Here is a 25,257-nt window from a genome sequence, read left to right as displayed (position 1 = left end):
GAGCGGACAGGCATGAACGCGGCATTCGACATCAAATCGCTGGTCCAGGAAATCGACTACGGCACACCCGCCTCCGAAGCGGAACAGCAGGTGACGCTGACCGTCGATGGCAAGCCGGTGACGGTGCCGGCGGGTACCTCGATCATGCGCGCTTCGATGGAAGCGGGCGTTGAAATCCCGAAACTCTGCGCCACCGACATGCTGGACTCGTTCGGCTCCTGCCGGGTCTGCCTCGTCGAGATCGACGGGCGCGGCGGCACGCCGGCCTCGTGCACGACGCCGGTTGGCGAAGGCATGGTCGTGCATACCCAGAGCGACCGGCTGAACGCCATTCGTCGCGGCGTGATGGAGCTCTATGTCTCTGACCATCCGGCTGCGTGGGGCGAGACGGCCGGCACCGGCGCCAGCGAGTTCGACAAGGTCGTCAGGACGGTCGGCCTGACCGAGAACCGCTATGGCGTGGACGGCCGCAACCACGTCGAGCAAGAAAACGGCGTGGCGCCCGGCCATGGCTCGCTGACCATCGACTACATCGCCCGCGATGAATCGAACCCCTATTTCACCTATGATCCGGCGCAATGCATCGTCTGCTCGCGCTGCGTGCGCGCCTGCGAAGAGGTGCAAGGCACCTTCGCGCTGACCATCGAGGGCCGCGGCTTCGAATCCAGGGTCTCGGCCGGCATGCACGAGGCGTTCGTCGATTCCGAATGCGTGTCGTGCGGGGCCTGCGTGCAGGCCTGCCCGACCGATGCGCTGAGGGAGAAAACCGTGCTGGCGAAAGGCCTGCCCGAGCGCTCGACCGTCACCACCTGCGCCTATTGCGGCGTCGGCTGCTCATTCAAGGCCGAGGTCAAGGGCGACGAGGTCATTCGCATGATGCCCTACAAGGCAGGCAAGGCCAACCACGGCCACTCCTGCGTCAAGGGCCGCTTCGCCTATGGCTATGCGACACACAAGGACCGTATCCTGAAGCCGATGATCCGCGAGCGGGTCAGCGATCCGTGGCGCGAAGTGTCGTGGGAAGAGGCGCTCACCCATACGGCGAATGAATTCCGCCGCATCCAGTACCAGTACGGCCGCACGTCGATCGGCGGCATCACCTCGTCGCGCTGCACCAACGAGGAGACCTACCTCGTCCAGAAGCTGGTCCGGCAGGGCTTCCGCAACAACAATGTCGATACCTGCGCCCGCGTCTGCCATTCGCCGACCGGCTATGGCCTGGGCCAGACCTTCGGTACCTCCGCCGGCACGCAGGATTTCGATTCGATCGAGCAGACGGACGTCATCCTGCTGATCGGCGCCAATCCGACCGATGCGCATCCGGTGTTCGCCTCGCGCATGAAAAAGCGCATGCGCCAGGGCGCCAAGCTGATCGTGCTCGATCCGCGCCGCACCGATATCGTGCGCTCGGCCCATGTCGAAGCGCAGTTCCATCTGCCGCTGAAGCCGGGCACCAACGTCGCCATGCTGACCGCACTTGCCCATGTCATCGTCACCGAAGGCCTGTTCGACGAGGCGTTCATCCGCGAGCGCTGCGACTGGGACGAGTTCCAGGACTGGGCATCGTTCGTGGCACTGCCGGAAAACAGCCCGGAGGTCGTCGGTCAGCTCGCCAATGTCGATCCCGACGACATACGCGGCGCGGCGCGGCTCTATGCGCGCGGCGGCAACGGCGCGATCTATTACGGCCTCGGCGTGACCGAGCACAGCCAGGGCTCGACCACCGTCATCGCCATTGCCAACCTCGCCATGGCGACCGGCAATATCGGCCGGCCGGGCGTCGGCGTGAATCCGCTGCGCGGCCAGAACAATGTGCAGGGCTCCTGCGACATGGGTTCGTTCCCGCACGAACTTCCCGGCTACCGCCACATTTCGGGCGACGCGGTGCGCGCCATCTATGAGAGCCTGTGGGGCGTCAAGCTCGACGACGAGCCCGGCCTGCGCATCCCCAATATGCTGGACGCGGCCGTCGACGGCTCGTTCAAGGGGCTCTATGTACAGGGCGAGGACATCCTGCAGTCGGACCCCGACACCAAGCATGTCGCCGCGGGTCTCGCCGCGATGGAATGTGTCGTCGTGCACGACCTCTTCCTCAACGAGACGGCCAACTACGCGCATGTGTTCCTGCCCGGCTCGACCTTCCTCGAGAAGGACGGCACCTTCACCAATGCCGAGCGCCGCATCAACATGGTGCGCAAGGTGATGGAGCCGAAATGCGGCTATGCCGACTGGGAGACGACGCAGGAGCTCGCCAAGGCGCTCGGCCTCGGCTGGAACTACACGCATCCCTCCGAGATCATGGACGAGATCGCCAAGACGACGCCGAGCTTCTCCGGCGTTTCCTTCGACCTTCTCGACCGGGTGGGCTCGGTGCAGTGGCCCTGCAACGAGAAGTCGCCGGAAGGCACGCCGATCATGCATATTGGCGGCTTCGTGCGCGGCAAGGGCAAGTTCATCCGCACCGAATATGTCGCGACCGACGAGAGGACCGGGCCGCGCTTCCCGCTGCTGCTGACCACCGGCCGCATCCTGTCGCAGTATAATGTCGGCGCGCAGACCAGGCGCACCGACAACGTCGTGTGGCACAGCGAGGATCGGCTGGAGATCCATCCGCATGATGCCGAAAATCGCGGCCTGCGCGATGGCGACTGGGTGCGGCTGACCAGCCGCTCGGGCGAGACGACGCTGCGCGCGCTGATCACCGACCGGGTGTCGCCGGGCGTCGTCTATACGACCTTCCACCATCCCGACACCCAGGCCAACGTCATCACCACCGACTTCTCCGACTGGGCGACCAACTGCCCGGAATACAAGGTGACCGCGGTGCAGGTGGGTGCATCCAACGGCCCGTCGGAATGGCAGCGCGACTATGACGAGCAGGCAAAGCAAAGCCGCCGCATCGCCTCGCTGCAAGCAGCGGAGTAGCGTTTTGGCGTCGTGCCGGAGCACCCCCCTCTGGCCTACCGGCCATCTCCCCCTCAAGGGGGGAGATTGGATGTCATCTCGGCTTTCGCCAATCACCAGCGTCGAAGGGTGCCTTACGTCTGAACTGCCAATCTCCCCCCTTGAGGGGGAGATGGCCGGTAGGCCAGAGGGGGGTGCCGCGTGATGCCCAAACGTCGTGCTGTCACCCAGATCAGCCGCCTCGCGCGCCGCGCCGGCGGCACCGCGGCCGCCAACCGCATGGTGCCGGAAGAGACGCCGGTAGCATTCTCCTTTGCCGGCACCACGCATGCGGTGATGATGGCAAGCCCGGCCGATTTCGAGGATTTCGCGCTCGGCTTCTCGCTGACCGAAGGCATCATTGCCTCGCCAGACGAAATCGAAGCCATCGAGGTCGAGGATCACGGCGCCGGCATCGATATCCAGATCCGGCTGAAGGACCAGGCCAACACCCGTTTCGAGGCGCGTCGCAGACGGCTCGCCGGCCCGGTCGGCTGCGGGCTGTGCGGCATCGAATCGATCGAGGAAGCGATGCGCTCGGTCGATCCGGTCGGTGCGTCGAAACTTACACTTCAGGCCGATGACATCGTCCGCTCGGTCAAGCTTTTGTCGAAGGTGCAGCCGCTGCACGCCGAGACCGGCGCGGTCCACGCCGCCGGTTTTTACCTCCCCGGCAAGGGCATCGTCATGGCGCGCGAGGATGTCGGCCGTCACAATGCGCTGGACAAGCTGGCCGGCGCGCTGGGCAAAGCCGGTATCGACGGCAGGTCGGGGGCCGTCGTCGTGACGTCGCGCGTTTCGGTCGAGATGGTGCAGAAGACCGCGGCGATCGGTGCTGCCTTCATCATCGCCGTCTCGGCGCCGACGGCACTTGCCATCCGCACCGCAGACGACGCCGGCATGACGCTGGTGGCGCTGGTGCGCGGCGATGATTTCGATATTTTCACCCATCCTGACCGCGTGGTTTCCGGAGTTGCCAAGCATGTCGCATGACGAAGGCCACCTCATGAGCACCAGCGAAAAGCTGGTTCGCATGGCCAACCAGATCGCTGCCTTTTTCCACTCCAAGCCGCGCGAGCAAGGCATTGCCGGCGTCGCCGAGCACATCAACAAGTTCTGGGAGCCGAGGATGCGCCGGCAATTGTTCGAGATGCTCGACAGCGGCGGCGAAGGCTTCAACGAGCTTGTCGTCGCGGCCGCCCCACACATCAAGCGGCCGGGCGCGCCGGAGGGCGCAGGTTTTAGCGTCGGCGGAGCGAGCACCGAGACTACGGCTGCGTCACAGAAGTAGGCGCCGCGGGCCTACATTCACACCCTCTAAGGTTTCATCTGCCGCAAGTCTCGCGGCTCTGCTATGATCCGGCGATAAGAAATCGTCGGGTCGGGCGGACAAACCTCGTGAGGCCGATCGAAACTCGCTACGCGCTCAGCGGCGACGTGCGGATCGCCTATCAGGTGGTCGGCCAGGGATCGCTCGATCTCGTCTTCGTGCCGGGTTTCATTTCCAATCTCGACCTGCACTGGGAAGACGAAGGCTACAGCCGGCTGTTGGCGTTCCTTGCGGAACACCGCAGTCATACATCGTCTCTTATGCAAGGTGGCGGCAGCCGGGGCAGCGCAAGCCTCCATGACTACGGAGAGGGAAACCCCCTACTCACTCTCACCCTCCAGCGCCGGCACCGACACCCCGGCAAGCTCCGCCGCCAGCAACCGCGCGGCACCGGCGCGCGCGATCCTCAGCATCAGCGCCTTGCGCGTCGCCGCCGCCATCCGGTGCTCGGGCGCATCGCGCAGGACCTCGGCACCATAGCCGTCGGAGAGAATGAAGCCGCACTCTTCCGGAAAGATCTCCGCGGGCACGCCGGGATGGGTGGCGAAGAAGAAGCGGTCGGAATGCAGCCGGTAGTCCGGCCATTTGCGGTCGACCCTGAAATCCTCGATCGAGGATTTGATCTCGATGATCCAGATATCGCCCTGGCGGGTCAGCGCTACGAGATCGGCGCGGCGCCCGGTGGCCAGCGACAGTTCGGGCAAGACATGCGCGCCCATCTGCTTGAGCAGCCGCTGCACGCCACGCCTGACCAGCATGGCACGCTCCGACTGGCGACCGTCGAGAAGGGGGTTGAGGGGTAGAGGTGAGATGATAGGCATGGCCGCACCATGTCAGATTTTGTTCACGGTTTGAACCCGGTTTTTGGGGCGATTATCCGGTTGACAAACCCAACCAGAACGGGACACCGCCGGTGCAGAACCCTGAAGCGCAAGCGGCCCACCGTGGGTGTTTTCCTACGGGTATTTACGGCCTGCAAGCTGTCTGGCACGACCCTCGGCAGTGGTTGCCTTGCGGGTTAGTGGGCCGCACATTACCCTTTCTCCACCTGGTGTGTTTATATAATAAGCACGCACACAGTATTTATTTGGAGTGTCCGGAAGACAAAGTTCACGCTTGTGGCCTGACCCCGGCTCAACATAGATTCTACAGGTTTTTTTACTCGTGTCATAAGGAACGTTCGCCTGGCTAGTGCATGCCGATGCACTGACGGCAATGGCTATAACGATGGCTATGCGGATCATGTTTTCCCCCAACACAACCGCATTTGAATCATGTTTTGTCGCCGCTGCCAAGGCGGGTCGCCAACCAGATAATCGCCTTTGTGCTGGGGCCAGTGCTGGTCTAGGAGCTCTTGTCTGTCGGATTAAGCCACTCACGCGCCTTCCGGTTTTTCAAATCAAATCGGTATAAGGAACAGGCGAGCACCGCTGGAAGACCAATGCCTCCGACAATAACCAGCGCGATAGGGCCAAACCAGCGGTAGGCTAGAACCCCAACCAAACTGAGGATCATGGCTCCAATGAAACTACTAATAGGCGCGGGCGTCACGGCTGATTTGTAGCGGAGCTTTGGTCAGCGGTCATCCGGGTTTGTCAAATATATAGCCGCCTTCTGGGCGGCGATTATCTGGTTGACAACCCCCTCTAACTAACCGGCATCATGCCCTCCAGAGCAATGATCCTCGTCTTTGCACAGCGTTCGCGGATGGCTTTGAGGCGGCCGTATTCCGGAGAGTCGTACCATGCGAGGAGCGAGGCCATGTCGGGAAATTCGACGATGACAAGGCGATGAGGCTCCCAATCGCCTTCCAGCACTTTGGTGGCTCCGCCACGAGCGATGTACCTTCCCCCGTAGCGGGCTTCGGTTGCAGGCACGTCCCGGCGGTATTCCTCGAAAACGGCGGCGTCGGTTATGTCGACATCGGCAATAAGATAGGCTGCCATTGACCTTACTCCCCTTAGGAAAGGCATTGAAGCAGGTCCATTAGCGGTCCCGCAACTAAGCCAGCGGTACTACGCCTCGGAAACGACTCGCGTTCTCCCGGATTGGGGCGCTTTACTACATTCGTGGGGGTAGCTCTGGGAGGAGACGAACCATGCCGATGTATCTCACGCGATTCAGCTACAGGCCCGAAACGTGGGCGCGCTTGATGGACAACCCCGAGGACAGACGCGAGGCTGCCCGCTCCTACATCGAGTCGGTGGGCGGAAAGCTGCACGGGTTCTGGTATGCCTTCGGAGAACACGACGGCTGGAATCTGTGGGAGGCGCCGGACAACGTCTCCATGGCATCGGTCATGCTTGCCATTGGTGCGGGAGGCGCGCTCAGCTCCTACGAGACCACCGTGCTGCTAAGTGTCGAAGAGACGATGGAAGCGCTTGGCAGGGCGAAGTCGATCCGGTATCGCCCACCGGGATCGTGACGGCCGCCCGTGCTTTGCGGAGTGTCGAAGGCTAGGTAACGCTTGCTATCGAACGGCGCACGCTCCTAAACTTTTGCGCAAAAGAGTCCGCTGCACCCTCTTGGCAGCGCCGGCAGCTTGCGCTTTCAATGTCGGCCACGGGATTTTTACGAGGAGCATTAGATGACGGACGATGACGGACGCAAATCGGCGACACCGGAGGAAATCCGCTCGGCCGTTAGAGGATGGGCGGTGCTTGGGGCAATCATCGTTGCCGTGTTTGGTGCCGCCTACGTCATGATCGATAGTTGAATGGCCGACGATCCTGGTCGCCCCGATGGACTGCCTGAAAAGATCGGCACGGTCCTTGGTGCAGTGGTGGTGATCGGCACGTTCGGGCTTCTGGCTTGGACGGTGCTTCGCGGCGTTCTTTATTGAACCGGCCTATTGAACCAGGCTTGTCAGGATTATCTCCTGCAGCGGCCGCGTCTCAGGCGAGATCAGGCCGATCTCCTCGTAGTAACGGATGGCCTTGGCTGGCCGGCCAGAGCGCCAGCCAGCGTCACCGACATTCATGGTGATTCCCCGTCTCGGGGTTCTTGTTCTTGGCCCATTGATTTTGCAGCATAATCCTGCGGGGGCTGTTGCCGAAATGCCATAGTCGCAGGTTTACCAGCACGCAAGCCCAAGGATATAGGCATCGCCCGCTTGGCAAGCAAAGCAAATGCCAGCATGAATGAAGATGAAAAAAGCGGCCGACTCGAGCCGCTGTTGTTTGGGCAGGCATCGGACCTTTTCATGCGCATGAAGTCACTTGCAATCGTCGCGGCCCTGGCGCTGTCGACGGCTGTCGCCGGTTGCAGCACCATCGGCTCTCAGATCTTCACCAACAACTATGGCGCGGTGACCGATGCCGGCTATCATCTGCCGCGCATCCCGATCGAAAAGGTGCCGTTCAAATACCGCCGGCAGATCGTCGACTACGACACCAGGGAAAAGCCGGGCACCATCATCGTCGATACGCAGAACAAGTTCCTCTATTTCGTCATGGGCGACGGCGAAGCGATGCGCTACGGCATCGGCGTCGGCCGTGAAGGTTTCGAATGGCACGGCACCGCCCGTATCGCACTAAAGCGCGAATGGCCGACCTGGACGCCGCCTTCGCAGATGATCAGGCGACAGCCGGAGCTGGCCAAGTTTGCCGGCGGCATGGAGCCGGGGTTGAAGAACCCGCTCGGCGCGCGCGCCATGTACCTGTTCAACAAGGGCGGCGACATGGGCTACCGCCTGCATGGCAGCCCGGAATGGAATTCGATCGGCAAGGCGATGTCGTCGGGCTGCATCCGGCTGATGAACCAGGACATTATCGACCTCTACGACCGCACCTCGGTCGGCGCCAAGGTCATTGTGCTGTAAGACCATGATCCCGAAAAGCGGGACCCGGTTTTCGGACAAGATCATGGTCAAACAAGAAGAGCTTTATACGCGGACCGTCTAGGCAACACACAGACGTCGCAAACAGAAAACCGGGCACTTTGGCCCGGTTTTTTGTTGTCGATCGACGTTGACGATGGAACGGCGCGTCAGGAGACCTGTTCGACGTGCTGCACTTCCGGCACAAAGTGCCGGAGCAGGTTCTGGATGCCGTGCTTCAGCGTCGCCGTCGAGGACGGGCAACCGGCGCAGGCGCCCTTCATGTGCAGGAATACGGTGCCGTTCTCGAAGCCGCGGAAGGTAATGTCGCCGCCATCCTGGGCCACCGCCGGGCGCACCCGCGTGTCGAGCAGCTCCTTGATGGTGACGACCAGCTCCTCGTCGGCCTTGTCGTAGAATTCGCCGGTCTGGCTGGTCTCGGCGGCGGGGCCGGCCTTGGCCATCACCGGGGCGCCGGACATGAAATGCTCCATGATGGCGCCGAGGATAGCCGGCTTCAGATGCTGCCAGTCGGGACCGTCCTTGGTCACGGTGATGAAATCATAGCCGAAGAAGACGCCGGTGACGCCGGGGATCTCGAACAGACGGCCGGCCAGCGGCGAAGCCGTCGCGGCGCTGTCGGCATCACGGAAATCGGCGGTGCCTTCTTGCAGCACTTCCTTGCCGGGCAGGAATTTCAGCGTCGCCGGGTTTGGCGTCGACTCGGTCTGGATGAACATGGCCATCTCCGTGCCCGTTTCGGGCAGCTAGTTTGGAATAATTCTAATTAGGCTTTATCCGCCCGACATTCAAGCGAAAGGCATCGCGGGGAACGGCTGGCTGGTGGAATGTTTTGCTAGCTCGCTGAAACAATTGGAGATGTGTTGAGATTCAGGTCAGGCCGAGCCGAAAATGATGGTTTCCGAGAACCGGAGCGGAGCGTACTTTTGGTACGTGAGCACTGGAAGCGCAGGAAGCCGCCATTTGTAGGCCGGCCTCACCTGAATATCGGCACATCTCAGGCGAGGCTGTCGATCTCCTCGTCCGACAGGTTCTGCGGCACCACAGTCACTGGAATCGGAAAGGCGGCGCCCTTGCCGGCAACCGCGCCGACCAGCGGCCCAGGCCCTTCCTTGCCAGCGCCTGCCGCCAGCACCAGGATGGCGATGTCCTGGTCTTCCTCGATCAGCTTGTGGATCTCTTCCGTCGGCTTGCCTTCGCGCACCACCAGTTCCGGCTCGATGCCGAGCTTCTGGCGCACCTTGTTGGCGTAGCTGTCGAGCGCGGCGCGCGCCGTGGCGGTCGCCTCCTCGCGCATGATCTTCTCGACGCCCAGCCAGTGCTGGAAATCATCCGGCTCGATGACATAGAGCAGCACCAGCACGCCGCCCGTGCTTTGCGCCCGCTTCGAGGCGTAGGCGACGGCGCGCTCGCATTCCGGCGTGTCGTCGATGATCGCCAGGAACTTGCGGCGATGACCGGCTTCGCGGCTGAGGCGTTTGGAGACCATATTCACCCTGCTCGATGGTTTTCGGCCGCAATCTGCCACCGCCACAGCCCGCCCGCAAGCGACCGGCGGCTGTGGCGATGTTGGTGCAGCTTAAAGCGCGTCGCGTTCGACCGGCCTCATGCGACGCGCTTCAGGTTCTTGTTTTATGCATGTCGTTATCGCAAAACCGCTGCACACTTTTGCGCGACATAAATTAGCCTTGCAGCAGGCCGATAATGTCGCGCACGGTCTTCATCGTCGCTTCGGCCAATGTGCCGGCACGCTCGCCGCCATCCCGCAGCACCGCGTCGACATAGGCGCGGTCGCCGGAGATGCGGCGCATCTCGCCGGCGATCGGCGCCAGCTTTTCCACCGCGAGATCGGCCAGCGCCGGCTTGAACACCGAAAACTGCTGGCCGCCGAATTCCTTCAGCACCGCCTCTTTCGATATTTCGGCGAGGCCGGCATAGATGCCGACGAGGTTTTCCGCTTCCGGCCGGCCGGCAAGCCCGTCCAGTTCGCCGGGCAAAGCCTCCGGGTCCGTCTTGGCCTTGCGGATCTTCTTCGAGATGGCGTCGGCATCGTCGGTCAGGTTGATGCGCGACAGGTCCGACGGGTCGGACTTCGACATCTTTTTCGAACCGTCGCGCAGCGACATGATGCGCGCCGCCGGGCCGCCGATGACCGGCTCGGTCAGCGGAAAATAGCCGTTCACCGTCTCTTCGCCCACCTGCATCTCGACGCCGACACCAAGCGCCGCGATACGGTCCGAAAAATCGTTGTTGAATTTCTGCGCAATGTCGCGGGTCAGCTCCAGATGCTGCTTCTGGTCGTCGCCGACCGGCACATGGGTGGCGCGGTAGACGAGGATATCGGCGGCCATCAGGGAGGGGTAGGCGAGCAGGCCGAGCGAGGCGTTCTCGCGGTCCTTGCCGGCCTTGTCCTTGAACTGCGTCATCCTGTTCATCCAGCCAATGCGCGCCACGCAGTTGAAGATCCAGGCAAGCTCGGCGTGCTGCATCACCCGCGACTGGTTGAAGACGATGTGCTTGGTCGGATCGATGCCGGAGGCGAGAAACGCCGCGGTGATCGAACGCGTCTGGTCCTGAAGATCCTCATAGACGAGCTGCGCGGTCAGCGAATGCAGGTCGACGACGCAGTAGATGCAGTCGGAGGTGTCCTGCAGGGCGACGAATTTCTTGATGGCGCCGAGATAATTGCCGAGATGCAGATTGCCGGTTGGCTGGACGCCGGAAAAGACGAGTGGCTTGAAGGCGGGCTGGTTGAGGCCGGTCATGGTGTATCCCTGGCTTGTGGAGGGCCGTTTCGCGCGCGGCGAAAGTCTTGCGACGGCGCGCTTATGGACGAGAGCGAGGAGACGATCAAGAGGGGTGTTGGCTAGGCCGCGCGGGGCTTTGACCGTGGCCGAGCAAGACGCCACAGAAGGCTGTTTGAAGGGGATGGCGCCGACCAGAATCAAAAACCCGCCTTGCGGCGGGGTCGTCGGTGCGAATCAGCACCATACGGAAATTAGTAGCATAGCTGCAGGCACAAAGCAAGAACAAAATTGGACCTGACGAATTTTCCGCCTCACGAATCCGGAGATTGCTCCTTGACCGGCTGGGAGCCTTTACGCCCGATATTGCGGCGGATCATGCCGAAATCCGCACCCCCGGTGGCAAACGCAGTGACGAAGTAAAGCAGCGCCCCGCCGGCGACGAGCGCAAGCAGCGTTACCGCCTTGATCACCAGCGGCGAGCCCGAGCCGAGACTTGCGGCGAACCAGTGCTCGGCAAAATAGAGCGCCGCCGCCATCACCGCCGCCGACAGCACCAGCCGCGGGATGCGTTTCATGAGCGGCAAGTCGCGGCCCCAGTGGCCGCGCCGGATCAGCACGGCCAGCAGCATCGCCGCATTGACCCAGCCGGCGACGGCGGAGGCAACGGCAATGCCGGGCGCGCCCATCGTCGGAAACAGCGTCAGTGCCGTCGTAATGTTAACCGCCACCGAGATGGCGGCGAAAATCATCGGCGTGCGCGTGTCCTCGCGGGCGAAATAGCCTGGGGTGAAGGCCTTGATCAGCACGAAGGCCGGCAGACCGAGGCCGAAGATCGCCAGGATTGCCGCGACCGTCGGCGTCGAATTGTTGGCGGCGAAGGCGCCGCGCTCATAGACCAGCCGCACGATCGGCTCGGACATGACCAGCAGGGCGGCCGCCGCCGGCAAGGTCATGAACAGGGTGAACTCGACCGAGCGGTTCTGCAGATTGGCCGCCTCGACCAGATTGCCTGACTTCAGCGCCCGCGACAGTTCCGGCAAAAGCACGATGGCGACGGCGACGCCGACAACGCCCAGCGGCAGCTGGTAAACGCGGTCGGCATAGGCCAGCGACGACACCGCGCTGTCCTGCGCCGACGCGATCGCCGTGCCAATCAGCTGGTTGATCTGGGTGATGCCGCCGGTGATCGCCGCCGGCAGTGCCAGGATCAGCAGCCGCTTGACGCTGGGCGTCATCTTCGGCCGGCGGAAGCCGATCGAAATGCCGGCATGGCGCACCGCCGCCCAGACGATCGCCAGCTGCACCAAGCCGGCCGCCAGTACGCCCCAGGCCAGCCCGAAACCGACGGTGCGGGCGTCCGAACCCTTGTACCAGGCATAGGCAAGCACGGCGATGAGGATGATGTTGAGGAACACCGGCGCCACCGCGGCGGCGAAATAGCGGCGCAGCGAATTCAGCATGCCGGCCATCATGGCGCCGAGCGACATGCAGATCAGGTAAGGGAACATGACGGTCGCCAGTGCCACCGTCATCTCGAATTTTCCGGGCGTGTCGGCAAAGCCCGGCGCCACCAGGTAGCGCACGATCAGCGGCATCGCCAATTCCATGGCGATGGTCAGCGCCAGAAGCGCGGTGAACAAGACGCCGAACACCTCTTCGGAAAAACGCTTGGCGCCGTCGGTGCCGTGCGTCTCGATCTCTTTGGCGAACAGCGGCACGAAGGCGGCGTTGAAGGCGCCTTCGGCGAACAGCCGGCGAAAGGTGTTGGGAAACTGGAAGGCGGCGTTGAAGGCGTCGGCGATCGGCCCGGTGCCGAGTGCGGCAGCCATCAGCATCTCGCGGCCAAAGCCGAGGGCGCGGCTCATCAGCGTGCCGGAAGCGACCGTGGCGAATTTCTTGACAAGGCTCATGCGCTTGAAGACTGCCTGTGGGATTGGGGCAAATGGAAGGTAACAGTCACTCGGCGGCCGTTTTGGTCTTGCCGCGCTCGGACGCCGTGCCCTCGAGCACCGCGATCAGCCTGTTGCGGATGGTCGCCGTACGCGACGGGCTGTCGATCTTCTGGCCGGTGAGATCGGTGACGTAGAACGTGTCGATGACCTTTTCGCCGAAGGTGGTGATGTGGGCCGAGGCGATGTCGAGCGACAGGTCCGACAACATGCCGGTGATCTCCGACAGAAGGCCCGGCCTGTCCAGTCCTTCGACCTCGATCACCGAGAACCGGTTCGACAGGGTGTTGCGGATCTCGGCGCGTGGCGGGATGCGGAAGACCTTGGCGCCGCGCCGTGGCTTGGTGCGCTTCTCGATCATTTCGGGCAGCCAGCTCTTGCCCGACAGCACGTCTTCGATCAGCCGGCCGACGCGCTCGGCACGGCGACGCTCGTCCTCGTCGCGGTCGAACTCCCTCGAGATCAGGATGGTGTCGAGCGCGCGGCCATCCGAAGTGGTGAAGATCTGCGCGTCGACGATGTTGCCGCCGGCCGCCGCGCAGGCGCCGGCAATCACCGAAAGCAGGCGCGGATGGTCCTGCGCCAGCACCGTGATCTCGGTCACCGCCTCGAACTGGTGAGTCTTGACCATGGTGGCGAGCTTCTTGCCGGCGTGATCGGCCTCGCGGATGAATTCGGCATGGCGCAGCTGGTCGGGAAGATCGACCGCCAGCAGATAGTTCTCGTAGTGCTGGCCGACATAACGCTTGCGGGCCTTTTCCGGCCAGTCGGCAAGCGCCTCGGCCAGTTGCTCGCGCGCCGCCGCCGTCCGCTTGGCGCGCGACACCTCCGAAAACCCGCCGGTCAACAAAAGCTCGGTCTCGTAGTAGAGCGTGCGCAGCAACTGGCCTTTCCAACCGTTCCAGACCCCCGGCCCGACGCCACGGATATCGCAGACGGTAAGCACCAAAAGCATCTTCAGCCGTTCGACCGACTGCACGATGGCGGCAAAATCCTCGATCGTCTTGCGGTCGTTGAGATCGCGGGTCTGCGCCGTCATCGACATGACGAGGTGGTTCTCGACCAGCCAGGCGACCGTTTCGGTGTCGGCCGGCGAGAGCCCCATATGCGGGCAGATGCGCCGCGCGATCCTGGCGCCGGCTTGCGAATGGTCCTCAGGCCTGCCCTTGGCGATGTCGTGCAGCAGCACGGCGACATAGAGCGCCTCGCGGCTCTTCTTCAGCCCCGGCATCAGCGCGTGGGAAAGCGGATGCACCTTTTCGCCGTCGCCGCGCTCGATCTCGGCCAGCACGCCGATGCAGCGGATCAAATGCTCGTCCACGGTGTAGTGGTGATACATCGAGAACTGCATCATGGCGACGATCTTGCCGAAGTCCGGGATCAGCTTGGCAAGCAGTCCGGCCTCGTTCATTCGCCGCAGATTGAGCTCGGCGTTGCGGTCCGAGGTCAAGATGTCGAGGAACAGCCGGTTGGCCTCCTCGTCGCGCCTGAGCGCCTTGCCGACGAGGCCGAGAGAGCGGGTCAAAAGCTTCAGCGCATCGGGGTGGAATTCCAGGCCGTGCTTGTCGGCAAACCAAAACAGCCTGAGCAGGTTGACCGGATCGCGCTCGAACACCTCGTCGTCGGCAATGTTGATGCGGTGGTTGTCGACGATGAAATCGGCCGTGCCGGCGAGCTTGCGCTTGCGCCGCGAGAAGGTGAGGAAGATGCGGTTGAAGCCCGGCACATGCTTGGCCTGCTCCTCTTCCAGCGCGGCGCAGAAAATGCGGGTCAGGTCGCCGACATCCTTGGCGACGAGGAAGTAGTGCTTCATGAAGCGCTCGACCGCCGACAGGCCGGGATGGGTGGTGTAGCCGAGCCGCTCAGCGATGTCGCGCTGGATGTCGAAATGCAGCCGCTCCTCCGCCTTGCCGGTGAGGAAATGCATGTGGCAGCGCACCGCCCACAGGAAGTCCTCGGCCTTCTGGAATTCCCTGTATTCGGCGTCGGTAAAGACGCCCTTGTCGACCAGTTCCTCGCCGGTGCGCACCCGGTAGAAATATTTGGCGATCCAGAACAGCGTCTGCAGGTCGCGCAGGCCGCCCTTGCCGTCCTTGACGTTAGGTTCGACCAGGTAACGGCTCTCGCCGGCCTTGGCGTGACGCTCGTCGCGTTCGGCAAGCTTGGCCTGGACATATTCGGGGCCGGTGGTGCGCACCACCTCGTGGTCGAAGCGCTGCAGAAGCTCGTCATAGAGCTTTTGCTCGCCCCACAGGAAGCGCGCCTCCAGGATCGAGGTGCGGATGGTGATGTCGGTGCGCGACAGCCTGAGGCACTCGTCGATGTTGCGCGTCGCGTGACCGACCTTCAGCCCGAGGTCCCACAGCATGTAGAGCATATATTCGACGATCTGCTCGCCCCACGGCGTCTGCTTGTAGGGCAGCAGGAACAGGAGATCGATGTCGGACCCCGGCGCCAGCGTGCCGCGGCCATAGCCGCCGACGGCGACGACCGCCATGCGCTCGGCCGACGACGGGTTTTTCACGCGGTAGACATGGGTGGCAGCGAAATCGTAGAGCGCACGGATGATCTCATCCATCAGATGCGACAGCCGGGCGGCGCAGGCGGTGCCGCTGCCGTCGTCCATCAGCATGCGTTCGGCGACAGTGCGCCCGTCGGCGAGCCGGCTTTTGAGCAGCTTGAGGACGCCGCCGCGCGCGGCCTTGCCCGAACCGTCGCCTGCCGTGGCCGCGGTCAGTTCGGTCATCTCGCGGCGCAAGGCTTCGCCGTCGATCAGTTCCTCGAGCTTCAGGGATATTCTTGCCATAAATGCCGTTCGGCCTCGCCGTTTCGGCGGCGTCTATAGCGCGTTTTCGCGGCGCTGGGTATGGGGCGGACGGACGCGTTCTCCGCGGCCGCCGACGGGACGATCGTCTCGTGCCCGCAGCCGGTTCGGTTTGGGCCTGGCCGCGAAAAATCGAAAATCGGCCCTTGACCTTCCAGTTACTGGAAGCACTACCTCCGCTGCAACATCGAAATACAGGGGCTTTCGGCATGACGCATTCCGACCACGATCATCACAGCCATGGCAGCTGCTGCTCGGCAAAGAGCGCCTCGCCTGCCGCGGACGCCGTCGTCCGGGATCCGGTCTGCGGCATGACCGTCGATCCGGCCGCCGGCAAGCCGACCGCCGGGCATGACGGCCATCGCTATCATTTCTGCAGCGAAAGCTGCCGTTCGAAATTCGTCGCCGAACCTGAAAAATATCTGACCGCAACCGATCCCGTCTGCGGCATGAGCGTCGATCGCGCCACGGCCAAGCACTTTTTGCGCCACGAGGGCCAAGGCTTCTATTTCTGCTCCGCCGGCTGCAAGCCGAAGTTCGAGGCCGAGCCGGCAAAATATCTCGGCGACAAGCCGGCGCCGCAGGCGATGCCCAAGGGCACGCAATACACCTGCCCGATGCATCCCGAAATCATCCGCGACAAGCCCGGCTCCTGCCCGATCTGCGGCATGGCGCTGGAGCCGATGGGCGTGCCGACCGGCGACGAGGGGCCTAACCCCGAACTGGTCGATTTCACCAGGCGCTTCTGGGTGAGCGCGGTGCTGTCCGTGCCGTTGCTGGTCATCGCCATGGCACCGATGCTCGGCCTGACATTCCAGGCCTTCATCGACGACCGCGCGAAGGTCTGGCTGGAGCTGGCGCTGGCGAGCCCCGTGGTGCTGTGGGCGGCATTCCCGTTCTTCCACCGCGGCTGGGATTCGATCCTCAATCGCAGCCCCAATATGTGGACGCTGATTTCGCTCGGCGTCGGTGCCGCCTATCTCTACAGTGTCGTCGCCACACTGTTTCCAGGCCTCTTTCCGCACCAGTTCCGCGGCCATGACGGCACCGTGCCGGTCTATTTCGAGGCGGCGGCGGTAATCGTCGCGCTGGTGTTCCTCGGCCAGGTGCTGGAATTGCGTGCCCGCGAGAAAACCGGCTCGGCGATCCGTGCGCTGCTCGACCTGGCGCCGAAGACGGCGCGGCTGATCGGCGCGGACGGTTCCGAAAACGACGTGCCGCTCGATATTGTCAAGGCCGGCGACCGCCTGCGCATCCGCCCAGGTGACGCTGTACCGGTCGACGGCATTGTGCTTGAAGGGCGCTCTTCCGTCGACGAATCGATGATCACGGGCGAGCCGCTGCCGGTCGAAAAGACCGAAGGCGACAACCTCACCGGCGGCACGCTCAACAAGAATGGCTCACTGATCATGCGCGCCGAAAAGATCGGCGCCGAGACGACACTGGCGCGCATCGTCGAACTGGTCGCCAAGGCGCAGCGGTCGCGCGCGCCGATCCAGGGGTTGGCCGACCGCGTCTCGTTCTACTTCGTCCCGGCCGTTGTTCTCGTTGCGATCATTGCGTTTGTAGCCTGGGCGATCGTCGGACCGGAACCCAGCCTGGTGTTTGCCATCGTCTCGGCGGTCTCGGTTCTGATCATCGCCTGTCCGTGTGCACTCGGCCTTGCGACGCCAATGTCGATCATGACCGCCACCGGGCGCGGCGCGCATGCCGGCGTGCTGATCAAGGAAGCGGCGGCGCTCGAGCGCTTTGCCTCGGTCGATACGCTGATCGTCGACAAGACGGGAACGCTGACCGAAGGCCGGCCGCGACTGACCGACGTCGTTGCCGTCGAAGGCATGGCGCAAGACGAGTTGCTGGCGCTCGCCGCCGGGCTGGAAAAAGGCTCGGAGCATCCGCTGGCCGAGGCGATCGTTGACGGCGCCCGCGGACGCGGGGTGAAGGTCCCCGACGCGAGCGGTTTCGAGGCTGTCACCGGCAAGGGTGTTTCCGGCACGGTTTCGGGACAGAAGGTGGCGCTTGGCAATGCCGCGATGATGGCCGATCTCGGCATCGATACGGCTTCGGTCCTGGCCAGTGCCGAGGCGCTGCAGTCCGACGGCAAGACCGCGATGTTCGTCGCTGTCGCAAGCAAGCTCGCCGGCCTCGTCGCCGTCGCCGACCCGATCAAGGCGACCACCGCCGAGGCGATCAAGGCGCTGCATGACAGCGGGCTGAAGATCGTCATGGCGACCGGCGACAATGAGCGCACCGCCAAGGCCATCGCCGCCAAGCTCGGCATCGACACGGTGCATGCCGGGCTTTTGCCCGAACAGAAGAACGCGCTGGTCGAGGAGTTGCGCGCCGGCGGTGCCGGCGTCGCCATGGCCGGCGATGGCGTCAACGATGCGCCGGCACTTGCCGCCGCCGATGTCGGCATCGCCATGGGCACCGGCGCCGATGTTGCGGTCGAAAGTGCGGGGATTACGCTGGTCAAGGGCGATCTCAACGGTATCGTCAGGGCCAGGACGCTGGCCCGCGCGACGATCCGCAACATCCGCCAGAACCTGTTTTTCGCTTTTCTCTACAATGTGCTTGGCGTGCCGGTGGCTGCCGGCGTGCTTTATCCGCTCACCGGCACGCTGTTGTCGCCGATGATTGCGGCGGCGGCGATGAGCCTGTCTTCGGTTTCGGTCATCGCCAACGCATTGCGGCTCAGGACATTGAAACTCTGAGTAAAACTTCCAGATACACCCTGTTCAAAAAAGGAGACGATGAATGACCTTGGCCAAGAAGATCGTGCTGCTGATGATGGCGGCGGGAATGCTGCTTGCTGTTTTCCTCGAAAGCGTTCCTGCACAAGCCGAGGAGATGAAGCACGACATGGGCGCCATGGGCGCGCAGAGCCCCTCGACCGAGGGCTACAAGGCGGCGATGGACAAGATGCATACCGACATGATGGCGATCGAATATTCCGGCAATGCCGATGTCGATTTCGCCCGCGGCATGATCCCGCATCACCAGGCTGCCATCGACATGGCCAAGGTCGAGCTCGCCAATGGCAAGGATCCGGAAATCCGCAAGCTGGCCGAAGCGGTGATCGCCGCGCAGCAAGCCGAGATCAAGCAGATGCAGGACTGGCTCGCCGCCCATCCGGTGAAGTAGGCGTCACGCTGTCGGGGAATCCAGGCGAGAGGCTTCACCTGGATTTCTGCTTCACCTGGATTTCCCTTGGCGGCTATGGTGCTATCCGGGCCTCGGACTGGAGCATGCCATGCCATCGACGATACGAACGACCACCCTGCCCTGCGGCGAAGCCGTGCCGGTGCTCGGCCAGGGCACCTGGAAGATGGGCGAAGACGGCCGCCGCCGTACCGACGAGGCCAATGCCCTGAAGCTCGGGCTGGATCTCGGCATGACGCTGATCGACACCGCCGAAATGTATGCCAGCGGCGGTGCCGAGGAGGTGGTGGCGGAGGCCATCGCTGGTCGCCGCGACGAGGTTTTCCTGGTCTCCAAGGTGCTGCCGTCCAATGCCTCGCGCGCCGGCGTGAAACGGGCCTGCGAGAACAGCCTGAGGCATCTCGCCACCGACCGCATCGATCTTTATTTGCTGCATTGGCCGGGCAGCGTGCCCTTGACGGAAACGGTCGAGGCATTCGAAGCGTTGAAGGCAGCCGGCAAGATCCGCCATTGGGGCGTCAGCAATTTCGATACCGGCGAGATGGAAGAGCTGGTCCGATTGCCGGCCGGCGGCAACGTCCAGACCAATCAGGTGCTCTACAATCTGTCGCAGCGCGGCGTCGAGTTCGACCTCGCCCCGTGGAGCCGGCAACGCGGTATGCCGCTGATGGCCTATTCGCCGGTCGATCAGGGGGTATTGGCGCGCAATGCCAGGTTAGATGCCATCGCCGCTCGCCACGGTGCGACGCCGGCGCAGATCGCGCTTGCCTGGGTGATGGCGCAGGACGGGGTGATCGCGATTCCCAAAGCTAGCCGCCCGGAGCATATCCGGCAGAATGTCGCGGCGTTGGACATCGAGCTCACGAGCGAAGATTTCGCCGAAATTGACCGCGCCTTCCCACCGCCGAGGCGGAAGTCGGGCCTGGCGATGATCTAGAGGCATCAGACAAGCGGGACGTTGAGGCTGCCGATCTCCCCCCTCGTGGGGGAGATGCCCGGCAGGGCAGAGGGGGGCGTGAAGGATCGCCTGCTTTGGGCTCAACGCTTGCCCAGCCGAGAATTGGCATGAGTGCGCGATTTCGGTCGGTCGAAGGTTGGCGGGACAGCGCCCCCCTCTGCCCTGCCGGACATCTCCCCCACGAGGGGGGAGATTGGCGGTTCCAGCGACGCCGCTCCGACCGCAAAAACAACTACTTCCCCACCATCCCCTTCAGCCGGTACAGCGCTTCCAGCGCCTCGCGTGGCGTCATCTCGTCGGGATTGATCTCCGCTAGCGCTTCACCCAGCCCATCACTCCTGGCCGGCTTCGACGCTTCCCGCTTCGCCGCCACGGAAAACAGCGGCAGGTCGTCGACCAGGCGGTTGGCCTTGCCCGAAACCTCGCCGGCTTCAAGCTGGTGCAGCACTTCTTTGGCCCGGCCGACGACGGCTTCCGGCAGGCCGGCCAGCCGCGCTACCTGGACGCCGTAGGAACGGTCGGCGGCACCCTTGCCGACCTCGTGCAGGAAGACCACGTCGCCCTCCCATTCCTTGACCCGCATGGTGACGTTGGAGAGCCGCGGCAGTTTTCCGGCCAACGCCGTCATCTCGTGGAAATGCGTGGCGAAGATCGCCCGGCAGCGGTTTTTCTCGTGCAAATATTCGACCGCCGCCCAGGCGATCGAGAGGCCATCGAAGGTGGCGGTGCCGCGGCCGATCTCGTCGAGGATGACCAGTGCGCGTTCGCCGGCCTGGTTGAGGATCGCCGCTGTCTCGACCATCTCGACCATGAAGGTCGAGCGGCCGCGCGCCAGATCGTCGGAGGCGCCGACCCGCGAAAACAGCCGGTCGACGACGCCGATATGGGCTGATGCCGCCGGCACGAAGGAGCCGGTCTGGGCAAGGATGGCGATCAGCGCGTTTTGCCTGAGAAAGGTCGACTTGCCGCCCATATTGGGGCCGGTCAGCAGCCAGATCGCGCCGGCCTTGGCATCGCCTTGCGGCGACAGATCGCAATCATTGGCGACGAACGGGCCTTCGCCGGAACGCCGCAGTGCCTGTTCGACCACCGGATGGCGTCCGCCCGAAATCTCGAAGGCAAGGCTCGCATCGACCAGCGGCCGGCACCAGGCCTCGCTTTCGGAAAGCAAGGCAAGGGCTGCCGAAACGTCGAGCGCGGCGAGCGCTTCGGCGCCGGCGCGGATCCTGTCGGCCTGGCCGACGACTTCCGCCGTCAGCGCCTCGAAAGCGGCAAGCTCGATCGCCAGCGCCCGGTCGGCGGCATTGGCGATCTTCGATTCCAGCTCGGCGAGTTCCGTGGTGGTGAAGCGCATGGCGTTGGCCATGGTCTGGCGGTGGATGAAGCGCGCCTTGGCGCCGTCGCTGCCGGTCATCAGCGCATGGTGGTTGGCGGTGACTTCGATGTAGTATCCCAGCACATTGTTGTGCCTGATCTTCAGCGAGCGGATGCCGGTCTCGTCGATCAGCGAGCGCTCCAGCCCGGCGATCACTTTTCGCGACTCGTCGCGCAGTGCCCGCATCTCATCGAGTTCGGCGTGGTAACCGGAACGGACGAAGCCGCCGTCGCGCTTGAGCAGCGGCAGCTCGTCGCTGAGCGCCTGTGCCAGATGCGTCGCCAGCGCGCCGGGCAGTGCCTTGATGGCCGCTAGCGCCGCCGCCAGTTCGGCGGGCAAGGCGGTTTGCCCGAACAGTCCGGCGATGGCGCCGGCCGCTTCGAAACCGGCGCGCAGCGCGCCGAGATCGCGCGGACCCCCGCGGTTGAGCGCCAGCCTGGACAGCGCGCGCGGCATGTCGGCGACGCTCTTCAGGCTGGCCCGCACCGCCTGGCAGAGGCGCGTCTCGGAGCGGAAGAACGACACCGAATCCAGCCTTGCAGCGATTGCCGCCGGGTCGGTCAGCGGCGCCATCAGCCGGTCAGCGAGCAGCCTTGCGCCGCCACCGGTCACCGTGCGGTCGATCGCCTTGAACAGCGACCCCTCGCGGCTGCCGGACAGCGTGCGCAGCAGCTCCAGATTGGCGCGCGTCGCCGGGTCGATGAACAGTGTCGATCCCTGCTCCTCGCGCTCCGGCCGCGACAGCGGCGGCCGCTCCGCTTTCTGCGTCTTCTCGACATACGCGATGACGCCTGAGATCGCCGACAGCTCGGCGCGCGAAAACGAGCCGAAACTGTCAGGCGTCGCCACCTCGAAGAAGCGGGCGATGCGGCCGGCGGCCGAAGCCGAATCGAACAGCGACGGCGGCTGCGGGCTGGCGACGCGGCCGAGCACGTCGAACACCGGTTTCAGCTCCGGGTCGTAAAACACCGGTTCGGCGACGATCAGCTCGCGCGGATCGACACGGAAGACGTCGGCGAGCAGCCGGTCGGCGGTGGTTTCAGCGACGCGGAAGACACCGGTCGAGATCTCGATCCAGGCCAACGCGAAGGAATGCTCGGCGCCGCCCTTGACCCGTCCCAGCGCCATCAGAAAACTCGATTCCGACGGCGCCAGCAGTTTGTCCTCGGTGATGGTGCCTGGCGTCACCAGCCGCACAACATCGCGGCGCACCACCGATTTGCCGCCGCGCTTCCTGGCCTCGGCTGGATCCTCGATCTGCTCGCAGACGGCGACGCGGAACCCCTGGCCGATCAGCTTCTGCAAATTATCGGGGGCGGGGTGCACCGGCACGCCGCACATCGGGATGTCGAGCCCCTGGTGCTTGCCGCGCTTGGTCAGCACGATGCCGAGCGCCCGGCTTGCCTTCTCGGCATCGTCGAAGAACAGCTCGTAGAAATCGCCCATGCGGTAGAACAGCAGCGAATCCGGGTTCGCCGCCTTGATCTCGATGTACTGCTCCATCATCGGCGTCGCCGGCGCGAAGGCCGGCGTGGCGTTGTCGCTTCGAATGGGCGTCTCGTCGTTCAAAAAGCTGCTTCCAAAATTTTCCAAGCCATGCTTGGCGGTTTACAGCGGCGAAGTGTAGCCTTAATCCCGAACCTTCCACAAAAGAAAGCATGCGCACCCATCTCAAGCGGTGCCGTACGGGCGAGGAAACCAAGAGTACCATGGCCAAGAAAACCGAAAGCAACGGGCCCTCAGTCAGCGCCCAGGAGGCGCTGGAATTCCACGCCATGGGCCGTCCGGGCAAGCTGGAGATCGTCGCCACAAAACCGATGGCGACGCAGCGCGATCTCAGCCTCGCCTATTCGCCGGGCGTCGCGGTGCCGGTTCTCGCCATCGCCGAGGACCCGAGCCGCGCCTTCGACTACACGGTTCGCGGCAACATGGTCGCCGTCATCTCCAACGGCACCGCTATCCTCGGCCTCGGCAATCTCGGCGCGCTGGCCTCGAAGCCGGTGATGGAAGGCAAGGCGGTGCTGTTCAAGCGCTTCGCCGATGTCGATTCCATCGACCTCGAGGTCGACACCGAGGATGCCGACGAATTCATCAACTGCGTGCGCTTTCTCGGCCCCTCCTTCGGCGGCATCAACCTCGAGGACATCAAGGCACCGGAATGCTTCATCATCGAGCAGCGGCTGCGCGAATTGATGGACATACCGGTGTTCCATGACGACCAGCACGGCACCGCCATCATCTCGGCCGCCGGGCTGATTAACGCGCTGGAAATCACCGGCCGCGACATGAAGACCACGAAAATGGTCTGCAACGGCGCCGGTGCTGCCGGCATCGCCTGCATCGAATTGATGAAGGCGATGGGCTTTGCGCCTGAGAATATCATCCTTTGCGACACCAAAGGCGTCGTCTTCCAGGGCCGCACCGAAGGCATGAACCAGTGGAAATCGGCGCATGCCGTCAAAACCGGCGCGCGCTCGCTGGCCGAGGCGCTGGACGGCGCCGACGTGTTCCTCGGCCTCTCGGCCAAGGGCACGCTGACCACCAGGATGGTGCAGTCGATGGCCAAGAACCCGATCATCTTCGCCATGGCCAATCCCGACCCCGAGATCACACCGGAGGAGGTCGCCGAGATCCGCACCGACGCCATCATGGCGACCGGACGGTCCGACTATCCCAACCAGGTCAACAACGTGCTTGGCTTCCCCTACATTTTCCGCGGCGCGCTCGATGTGCGGGCGACCACCATCAACGACGACATGAAGATCGCCGCCGCCCGGGCGCTGGCGGAGCTGGCGCGCCAGGACGTGCCCGACGACGTCGCCGCCGCCTATCAGGGCAACCGGCCGAAATTCGGCCCCAACTACATCATCCCGGTGCCGTTCGACCCGCGGCTGATCTCGGCGATCCCGATCGCGGTCGCCAAGGCGGCGATGGACTCCGGCGTCGCGCGCAAGCCGATCCTCGATCTCGACCGCTACGCGCAGGAGCTTTCCGCCCGCCGCGACCCGATCGCCTCGACGCTGCAGCGCATCTACGACCGCGTGCGCCGCCAGCCCAAGCGCATCGTCTTTGCCGAGGGCGAGGAGGAGCAGGTGATGCGCGCCGCCGTCTCCTATGTGAACCAGCGGCTCGGCACCGCCATCCTGCTCGGCCGCGACGACATCATCAAGGAAAACGCCCGGAATGCCGGCATCGACCTCGGCAAGCAAGGCATCGAGATCATCAATGCGCGGCTGTCGCGGCGCAACTCCGTCTACACCGATTATCTCTACGAGCGCATGCAGCGCAAAGGCTTCCTGTTCCGCGACTGCCAGCGGCTGATCAACAACGACCGCAACCATTTCGCCGCCTGCATGGTGGCGCTGGGCGATGCCGACGGCATCGTCACCGGCGTTACCCGCAACTATTCGACGGCGCTCGACGACATCCGCCGCGTCATCGACGCAAGGCCCGGCCATTGCGTCATCGGCGTGTCGATCGTGCTGGCGCGGGGTCGCACCGTGCTTGTCGCCGACACCGCCGTGCACGACATGCCGAACGCTGAACAGATCGCCGACATCGCCGAGGAGGCCGCCGGCTTCGCCCGCCGCATGGGCTACGAGCCGAGGCTCGCCATGCTCGCCTATTCGACCTTCGGCCATCCGCAAGGCGAGCGCTCCGAGCGCGTCCAGGAAGCGGTGCGCATCCTCGACAAGCGGCGCGTCGATTTCGAGTATGACGGCGAAATGGCCGCCGACGTGGCGCTCAACGCCCGTGCCATGGCGCAATATCCGTTCATCCGCCTCACCGGTCCGGCCAATGTGCTGATCATGCCGGCTTTCCACTCGGCCTCGATCTCGACCAAGATGCTGCAGGAACTCGGCGGCTCGACCGTCATCGGCCCGCTGCTGGTCGGCCTGAACAAGCCGGTTCAGATCGTCTCGCTGAATGCCAAGGATTCGGACATCGTCAATATGGCGGCGATCGCGGCGTATAGCGCTGGGGCTTGAGGGGCACGTAGCGGCAGCGCCCTTTCCTTCTCCCCTTGTGGACCTGTTGCGCAGTCATGAGCAAAAGCTTGCGGCGGCGGGGTTGCGGCGGTTGTTCGCTTGTTTGCGGGGGATTTGACGTCTTGTTTGGGGTTTCAGGCGG

Annotated in this window: 20 protein-coding genes and 1 pseudogene; 11 read left to right on the top strand and 10 right to left on the bottom strand. The window is 63.9% G+C overall.

What is annotated here, in order from left to right; genetic code table 11:
* The first annotated feature begins 12 nt into the window (after positions 1–12).
* The 3 genes from fdhF to NKJ09_RS19900 all read left to right on the top strand — a co-directional run bounded on the left by fdhF (position 13) and on the right by NKJ09_RS19900 (position 4,234).
* A complete protein-coding gene (gene fdhF / locus NKJ09_RS19910; protein WP_352483303.1) occupies positions 13–2,925 on the top strand; it encodes a formate dehydrogenase subunit alpha in 2,913 nt (970 codons plus the stop codon).
* A gap of 183 nt (positions 2,926–3,108) precedes the next feature.
* Positions 3,109–3,936 (top strand): formate dehydrogenase accessory sulfurtransferase FdhD, encoded by an 828-nt coding sequence (gene fdhD / locus NKJ09_RS19905; RefSeq protein WP_502901321.1) that lies wholly within the window; start codon positions 3,109–3,111, stop codon positions 3,934–3,936.
* Complete coding sequence (locus NKJ09_RS19900) at positions 3,926–4,234, top strand: formate dehydrogenase subunit delta (protein ID WP_352483304.1); 309 nt, start codon at positions 3,926–3,928, stop codon at positions 4,232–4,234. Before fdhD ends, NKJ09_RS19900 begins: the two co-directional genes overlap by 11 nt.
* 26 nt (positions 4,235–4,260) lie before the next feature.
* On the opposite strand, the gene NKJ09_RS19895 is transcribed toward NKJ09_RS19900, so the two are convergent.
* The 3 genes from NKJ09_RS19895 to NKJ09_RS19885 all read right to left on the bottom strand — a co-directional run bounded on the left by NKJ09_RS19895 (position 4,261) and on the right by NKJ09_RS19885 (position 6,219).
* Positions 4,261–4,521, bottom strand: coding sequence for a hypothetical protein (locus NKJ09_RS19895; RefSeq protein WP_198030469.1), 261 nt, complete (start codon positions 4,519–4,521; stop codon positions 4,261–4,263).
* Positions 4,522–4,593: 72 nt separating this feature from the next.
* Positions 4,594–5,094 (bottom strand): MmcB family DNA repair protein, encoded by a 501-nt coding sequence (locus tag NKJ09_RS19890; protein WP_352493730.1) that lies wholly within the window; start codon positions 5,092–5,094, stop codon positions 4,594–4,596.
* Positions 5,095–5,919: 825 nt separating this feature from the next.
* Positions 5,920–6,219, bottom strand: a complete 300-nt coding sequence (locus NKJ09_RS19885; protein WP_023717905.1) for a DUF1330 domain-containing protein — start codon at positions 6,217–6,219, stop codon at positions 5,920–5,922.
* A 152-nt stretch (positions 6,220–6,371) separates the two neighbouring features.
* Between NKJ09_RS19885 and NKJ09_RS19880 the strand changes: the two genes are divergently transcribed.
* From NKJ09_RS19880 to NKJ09_RS19870, 3 genes are all read left to right on the top strand, one after another.
* Positions 6,372–6,698, top strand: coding sequence for a GYD domain-containing protein (locus NKJ09_RS19880; RefSeq protein ID WP_352483306.1), 327 nt, complete (start codon positions 6,372–6,374; stop codon positions 6,696–6,698).
* 162 nt (positions 6,699–6,860) lie between these two features.
* Positions 6,861–6,989, top strand: a complete 129-nt coding sequence (locus NKJ09_RS19875) for a hypothetical protein (RefSeq protein WP_352483307.1) — start codon at positions 6,861–6,863, stop codon at positions 6,987–6,989.
* Positions 6,990–7,115 carry a hypothetical protein gene (locus NKJ09_RS19870; RefSeq protein WP_352483308.1) on the top strand — a complete coding sequence of 42 codons (126 nt, stop codon included), beginning with the start codon at positions 6,990–6,992 and terminating at the stop codon, positions 7,113–7,115. It abuts the gene before it with no gap.
* A 54-nt stretch (positions 7,116–7,169) separates the two neighbouring features.
* On the opposite strand, the pseudogene NKJ09_RS19865 reads toward NKJ09_RS19870, so the two are convergent.
* Positions 7,170–7,253 (bottom strand): annotated as a pseudogene (locus NKJ09_RS19865) (Cu(I)-responsive transcriptional regulator); the annotation flags it as partial.
* 222 nt (positions 7,254–7,475) lie between these two features.
* Between NKJ09_RS19865 and NKJ09_RS19860 the strand changes: the two are divergent.
* The gene (locus NKJ09_RS19860; RefSeq protein ID WP_023717909.1) at positions 7,476–8,093 is read left to right on the top strand and encodes a L,D-transpeptidase; all 618 of its coding nucleotides are present in this window, start codon (positions 7,476–7,478) and stop codon (positions 8,091–8,093) included.
* Positions 8,094–8,260: 167 nt separating this feature from the next.
* Here NKJ09_RS19860 and NKJ09_RS19855 read toward each other — a convergent pair whose 3' ends face one another.
* The 5 genes from NKJ09_RS19855 to NKJ09_RS19835 form a co-directional block, all read right to left on the bottom strand.
* Positions 8,261–8,830 (bottom strand): NifU family protein, encoded by a 570-nt coding sequence (locus NKJ09_RS19855; protein ID WP_023676386.1) that lies wholly within the window; start codon positions 8,828–8,830, stop codon positions 8,261–8,263.
* Between the two features lie 278 nt (positions 8,831–9,108).
* A complete protein-coding gene (locus NKJ09_RS19850; protein WP_023717912.1) occupies positions 9,109–9,600 on the bottom strand; it encodes a universal stress protein in 492 nt (163 codons plus the stop codon).
* A gap of 193 nt (positions 9,601–9,793) precedes the next feature.
* Positions 9,794–10,876, bottom strand: a complete 1,083-nt coding sequence (gene trpS, locus NKJ09_RS19845) for a tryptophan--tRNA ligase (RefSeq protein ID WP_352493729.1) — start codon at positions 10,874–10,876, stop codon at positions 9,794–9,796.
* Positions 10,877–11,169: 293 nt separating this feature from the next.
* Complete coding sequence (murJ, locus tag NKJ09_RS19840) at positions 11,170–12,768, bottom strand: murein biosynthesis integral membrane protein MurJ (protein ID WP_352493727.1); 1,599 nt, start codon at positions 12,766–12,768, stop codon at positions 11,170–11,172.
* A gap of 46 nt (positions 12,769–12,814) precedes the next feature.
* Positions 12,815–15,613 (bottom strand): [protein-PII] uridylyltransferase, encoded by a 2,799-nt coding sequence (locus tag NKJ09_RS19835; RefSeq protein WP_352483311.1) that lies wholly within the window; start codon positions 15,611–15,613, stop codon positions 12,815–12,817.
* A gap of 227 nt (positions 15,614–15,840) precedes the next feature.
* Between NKJ09_RS19835 and NKJ09_RS19830 the strand changes: the two genes are divergently transcribed.
* The 3 genes from NKJ09_RS19830 (at position 15,841) to NKJ09_RS19820 (ending at position 19,730) form a co-directional block, all read left to right on the top strand.
* The gene (locus NKJ09_RS19830; RefSeq protein ID WP_352493726.1) at positions 15,841–18,345 is read left to right on the top strand and encodes a heavy metal translocating P-type ATPase; all 2,505 of its coding nucleotides are present in this window, start codon (positions 15,841–15,843) and stop codon (positions 18,343–18,345) included.
* Positions 18,346–18,388: 43 nt separating this feature from the next.
* Positions 18,389–18,775: a CopM family metallochaperone gene (gene copM, locus NKJ09_RS19825; protein ID WP_023676379.1), complete on the top strand. Its 387-nt coding sequence runs from the start codon at positions 18,389–18,391 to the stop codon at positions 18,773–18,775.
* A 109-nt stretch (positions 18,776–18,884) separates the two neighbouring features.
* Entirely contained in the window at positions 18,885–19,730 is an 846-nt protein-coding gene (locus NKJ09_RS19820; protein ID WP_023717917.1) for an aldo/keto reductase, read from the top strand.
* Between the two features lie 253 nt (positions 19,731–19,983).
* Here the strand turns inward: NKJ09_RS19820 and mutS are convergent, their stop codons facing one another.
* Entirely contained in the window at positions 19,984–22,632 is a 2,649-nt protein-coding gene (mutS, locus tag NKJ09_RS19815; protein WP_352763390.1) for a DNA mismatch repair protein MutS, read from the bottom strand.
* Positions 22,633–22,835: 203 nt separating this feature from the next.
* Here mutS and NKJ09_RS19810 point away from each other — a divergent pair, with 203 nt between their 5' ends.
* Positions 22,836–25,115, top strand: coding sequence for an NADP-dependent malic enzyme (locus tag NKJ09_RS19810; RefSeq protein ID WP_023717919.1), 2,280 nt, complete (start codon positions 22,836–22,838; stop codon positions 25,113–25,115).
* Positions 25,116–25,257 lie beyond the last annotated feature (142 nt).

It is taken from the genome of Mesorhizobium sp. M0189, from assembly GCF_040322135.1.
GTDB lineage: Bacteria > Pseudomonadota > Alphaproteobacteria > Rhizobiales > Rhizobiaceae > Mesorhizobium.
This window is presented reverse-complemented; position numbering and strand designations above follow the sequence as displayed.

Coding starts and splice junctions, on each gene's coding strand:
- murJ (WP_352493727.1), bottom strand. CDS start 12,768: ATGAGCCTTGTCAAGAAATTCGCCACGGTCGCTTCCGGCACGCTGATG.
- NKJ09_RS19835 (WP_352483311.1), bottom strand. CDS start 15,613: ATGGCAAGAATATCCCTGAAGCTCGAGGAACTGATCGACGGCGAAGCC.
- NKJ09_RS19870 (WP_352483308.1), top strand. CDS start 6,990: ATGGCCGACGATCCTGGTCGCCCCGATGGACTGCCTGAAAAGATCGGC.
- NKJ09_RS19820 (WP_023717917.1), top strand. CDS start 18,885: ATGCCATCGACGATACGAACGACCACCCTGCCCTGCGGCGAAGCCGTG.
- NKJ09_RS19880 (WP_352483306.1), top strand. CDS start 6,372: ATGCCGATGTATCTCACGCGATTCAGCTACAGGCCCGAAACGTGGGCG.
- fdhD (WP_502901321.1), top strand. CDS start 3,109: ATGCCCAAACGTCGTGCTGTCACCCAGATCAGCCGCCTCGCGCGCCGC.
- NKJ09_RS19810 (WP_023717919.1), top strand. CDS start 22,836: ATGGCCAAGAAAACCGAAAGCAACGGGCCCTCAGTCAGCGCCCAGGAG.
- NKJ09_RS19885 (WP_023717905.1), bottom strand. CDS start 6,219: ATGGCAGCCTATCTTATTGCCGATGTCGACATAACCGACGCCGCCGTT.
- NKJ09_RS19900 (WP_352483304.1), top strand. CDS start 3,926: ATGTCGCATGACGAAGGCCACCTCATGAGCACCAGCGAAAAGCTGGTT.
- fdhF (WP_352483303.1), top strand. CDS start 13: ATGAACGCGGCATTCGACATCAAATCGCTGGTCCAGGAAATCGACTAC.
- copM (WP_023676379.1), top strand. CDS start 18,389: ATGACCTTGGCCAAGAAGATCGTGCTGCTGATGATGGCGGCGGGAATG.
- NKJ09_RS19855 (WP_023676386.1), bottom strand. CDS start 8,830: ATGTTCATCCAGACCGAGTCGACGCCAAACCCGGCGACGCTGAAATTC.
- NKJ09_RS19895 (WP_198030469.1), bottom strand. CDS start 4,521: ATGACTGCGGTGTTCCGCAAGGAACGCCAACAGCCGGCTGTAGCCTTC.
- NKJ09_RS19860 (WP_023717909.1), top strand. CDS start 7,476: ATGCGCATGAAGTCACTTGCAATCGTCGCGGCCCTGGCGCTGTCGACG.
- NKJ09_RS19850 (WP_023717912.1), bottom strand. CDS start 9,600: ATGGTCTCCAAACGCCTCAGCCGCGAAGCCGGTCATCGCCGCAAGTTC.
- trpS (WP_352493729.1), bottom strand. CDS start 10,876: ATGACCGGCCTCAACCAGCCCGCCTTCAAGCCACTCGTCTTTTCCGGC.
- NKJ09_RS19890 (WP_352493730.1), bottom strand. CDS start 5,094: ATGCCTATCATCTCACCTCTACCCCTCAACCCCCTTCTCGACGGTCGC.
- NKJ09_RS19875 (WP_352483307.1), top strand. CDS start 6,861: ATGACGGACGATGACGGACGCAAATCGGCGACACCGGAGGAAATCCGC.
- NKJ09_RS19830 (WP_352493726.1), top strand. CDS start 15,841: ATGACGCATTCCGACCACGATCATCACAGCCATGGCAGCTGCTGCTCG.
- mutS (WP_352763390.1), bottom strand. CDS start 22,632: ATGATGGAGCAGTACATCGAGATCAAGGCGGCGAACCCGGATTCGCTG.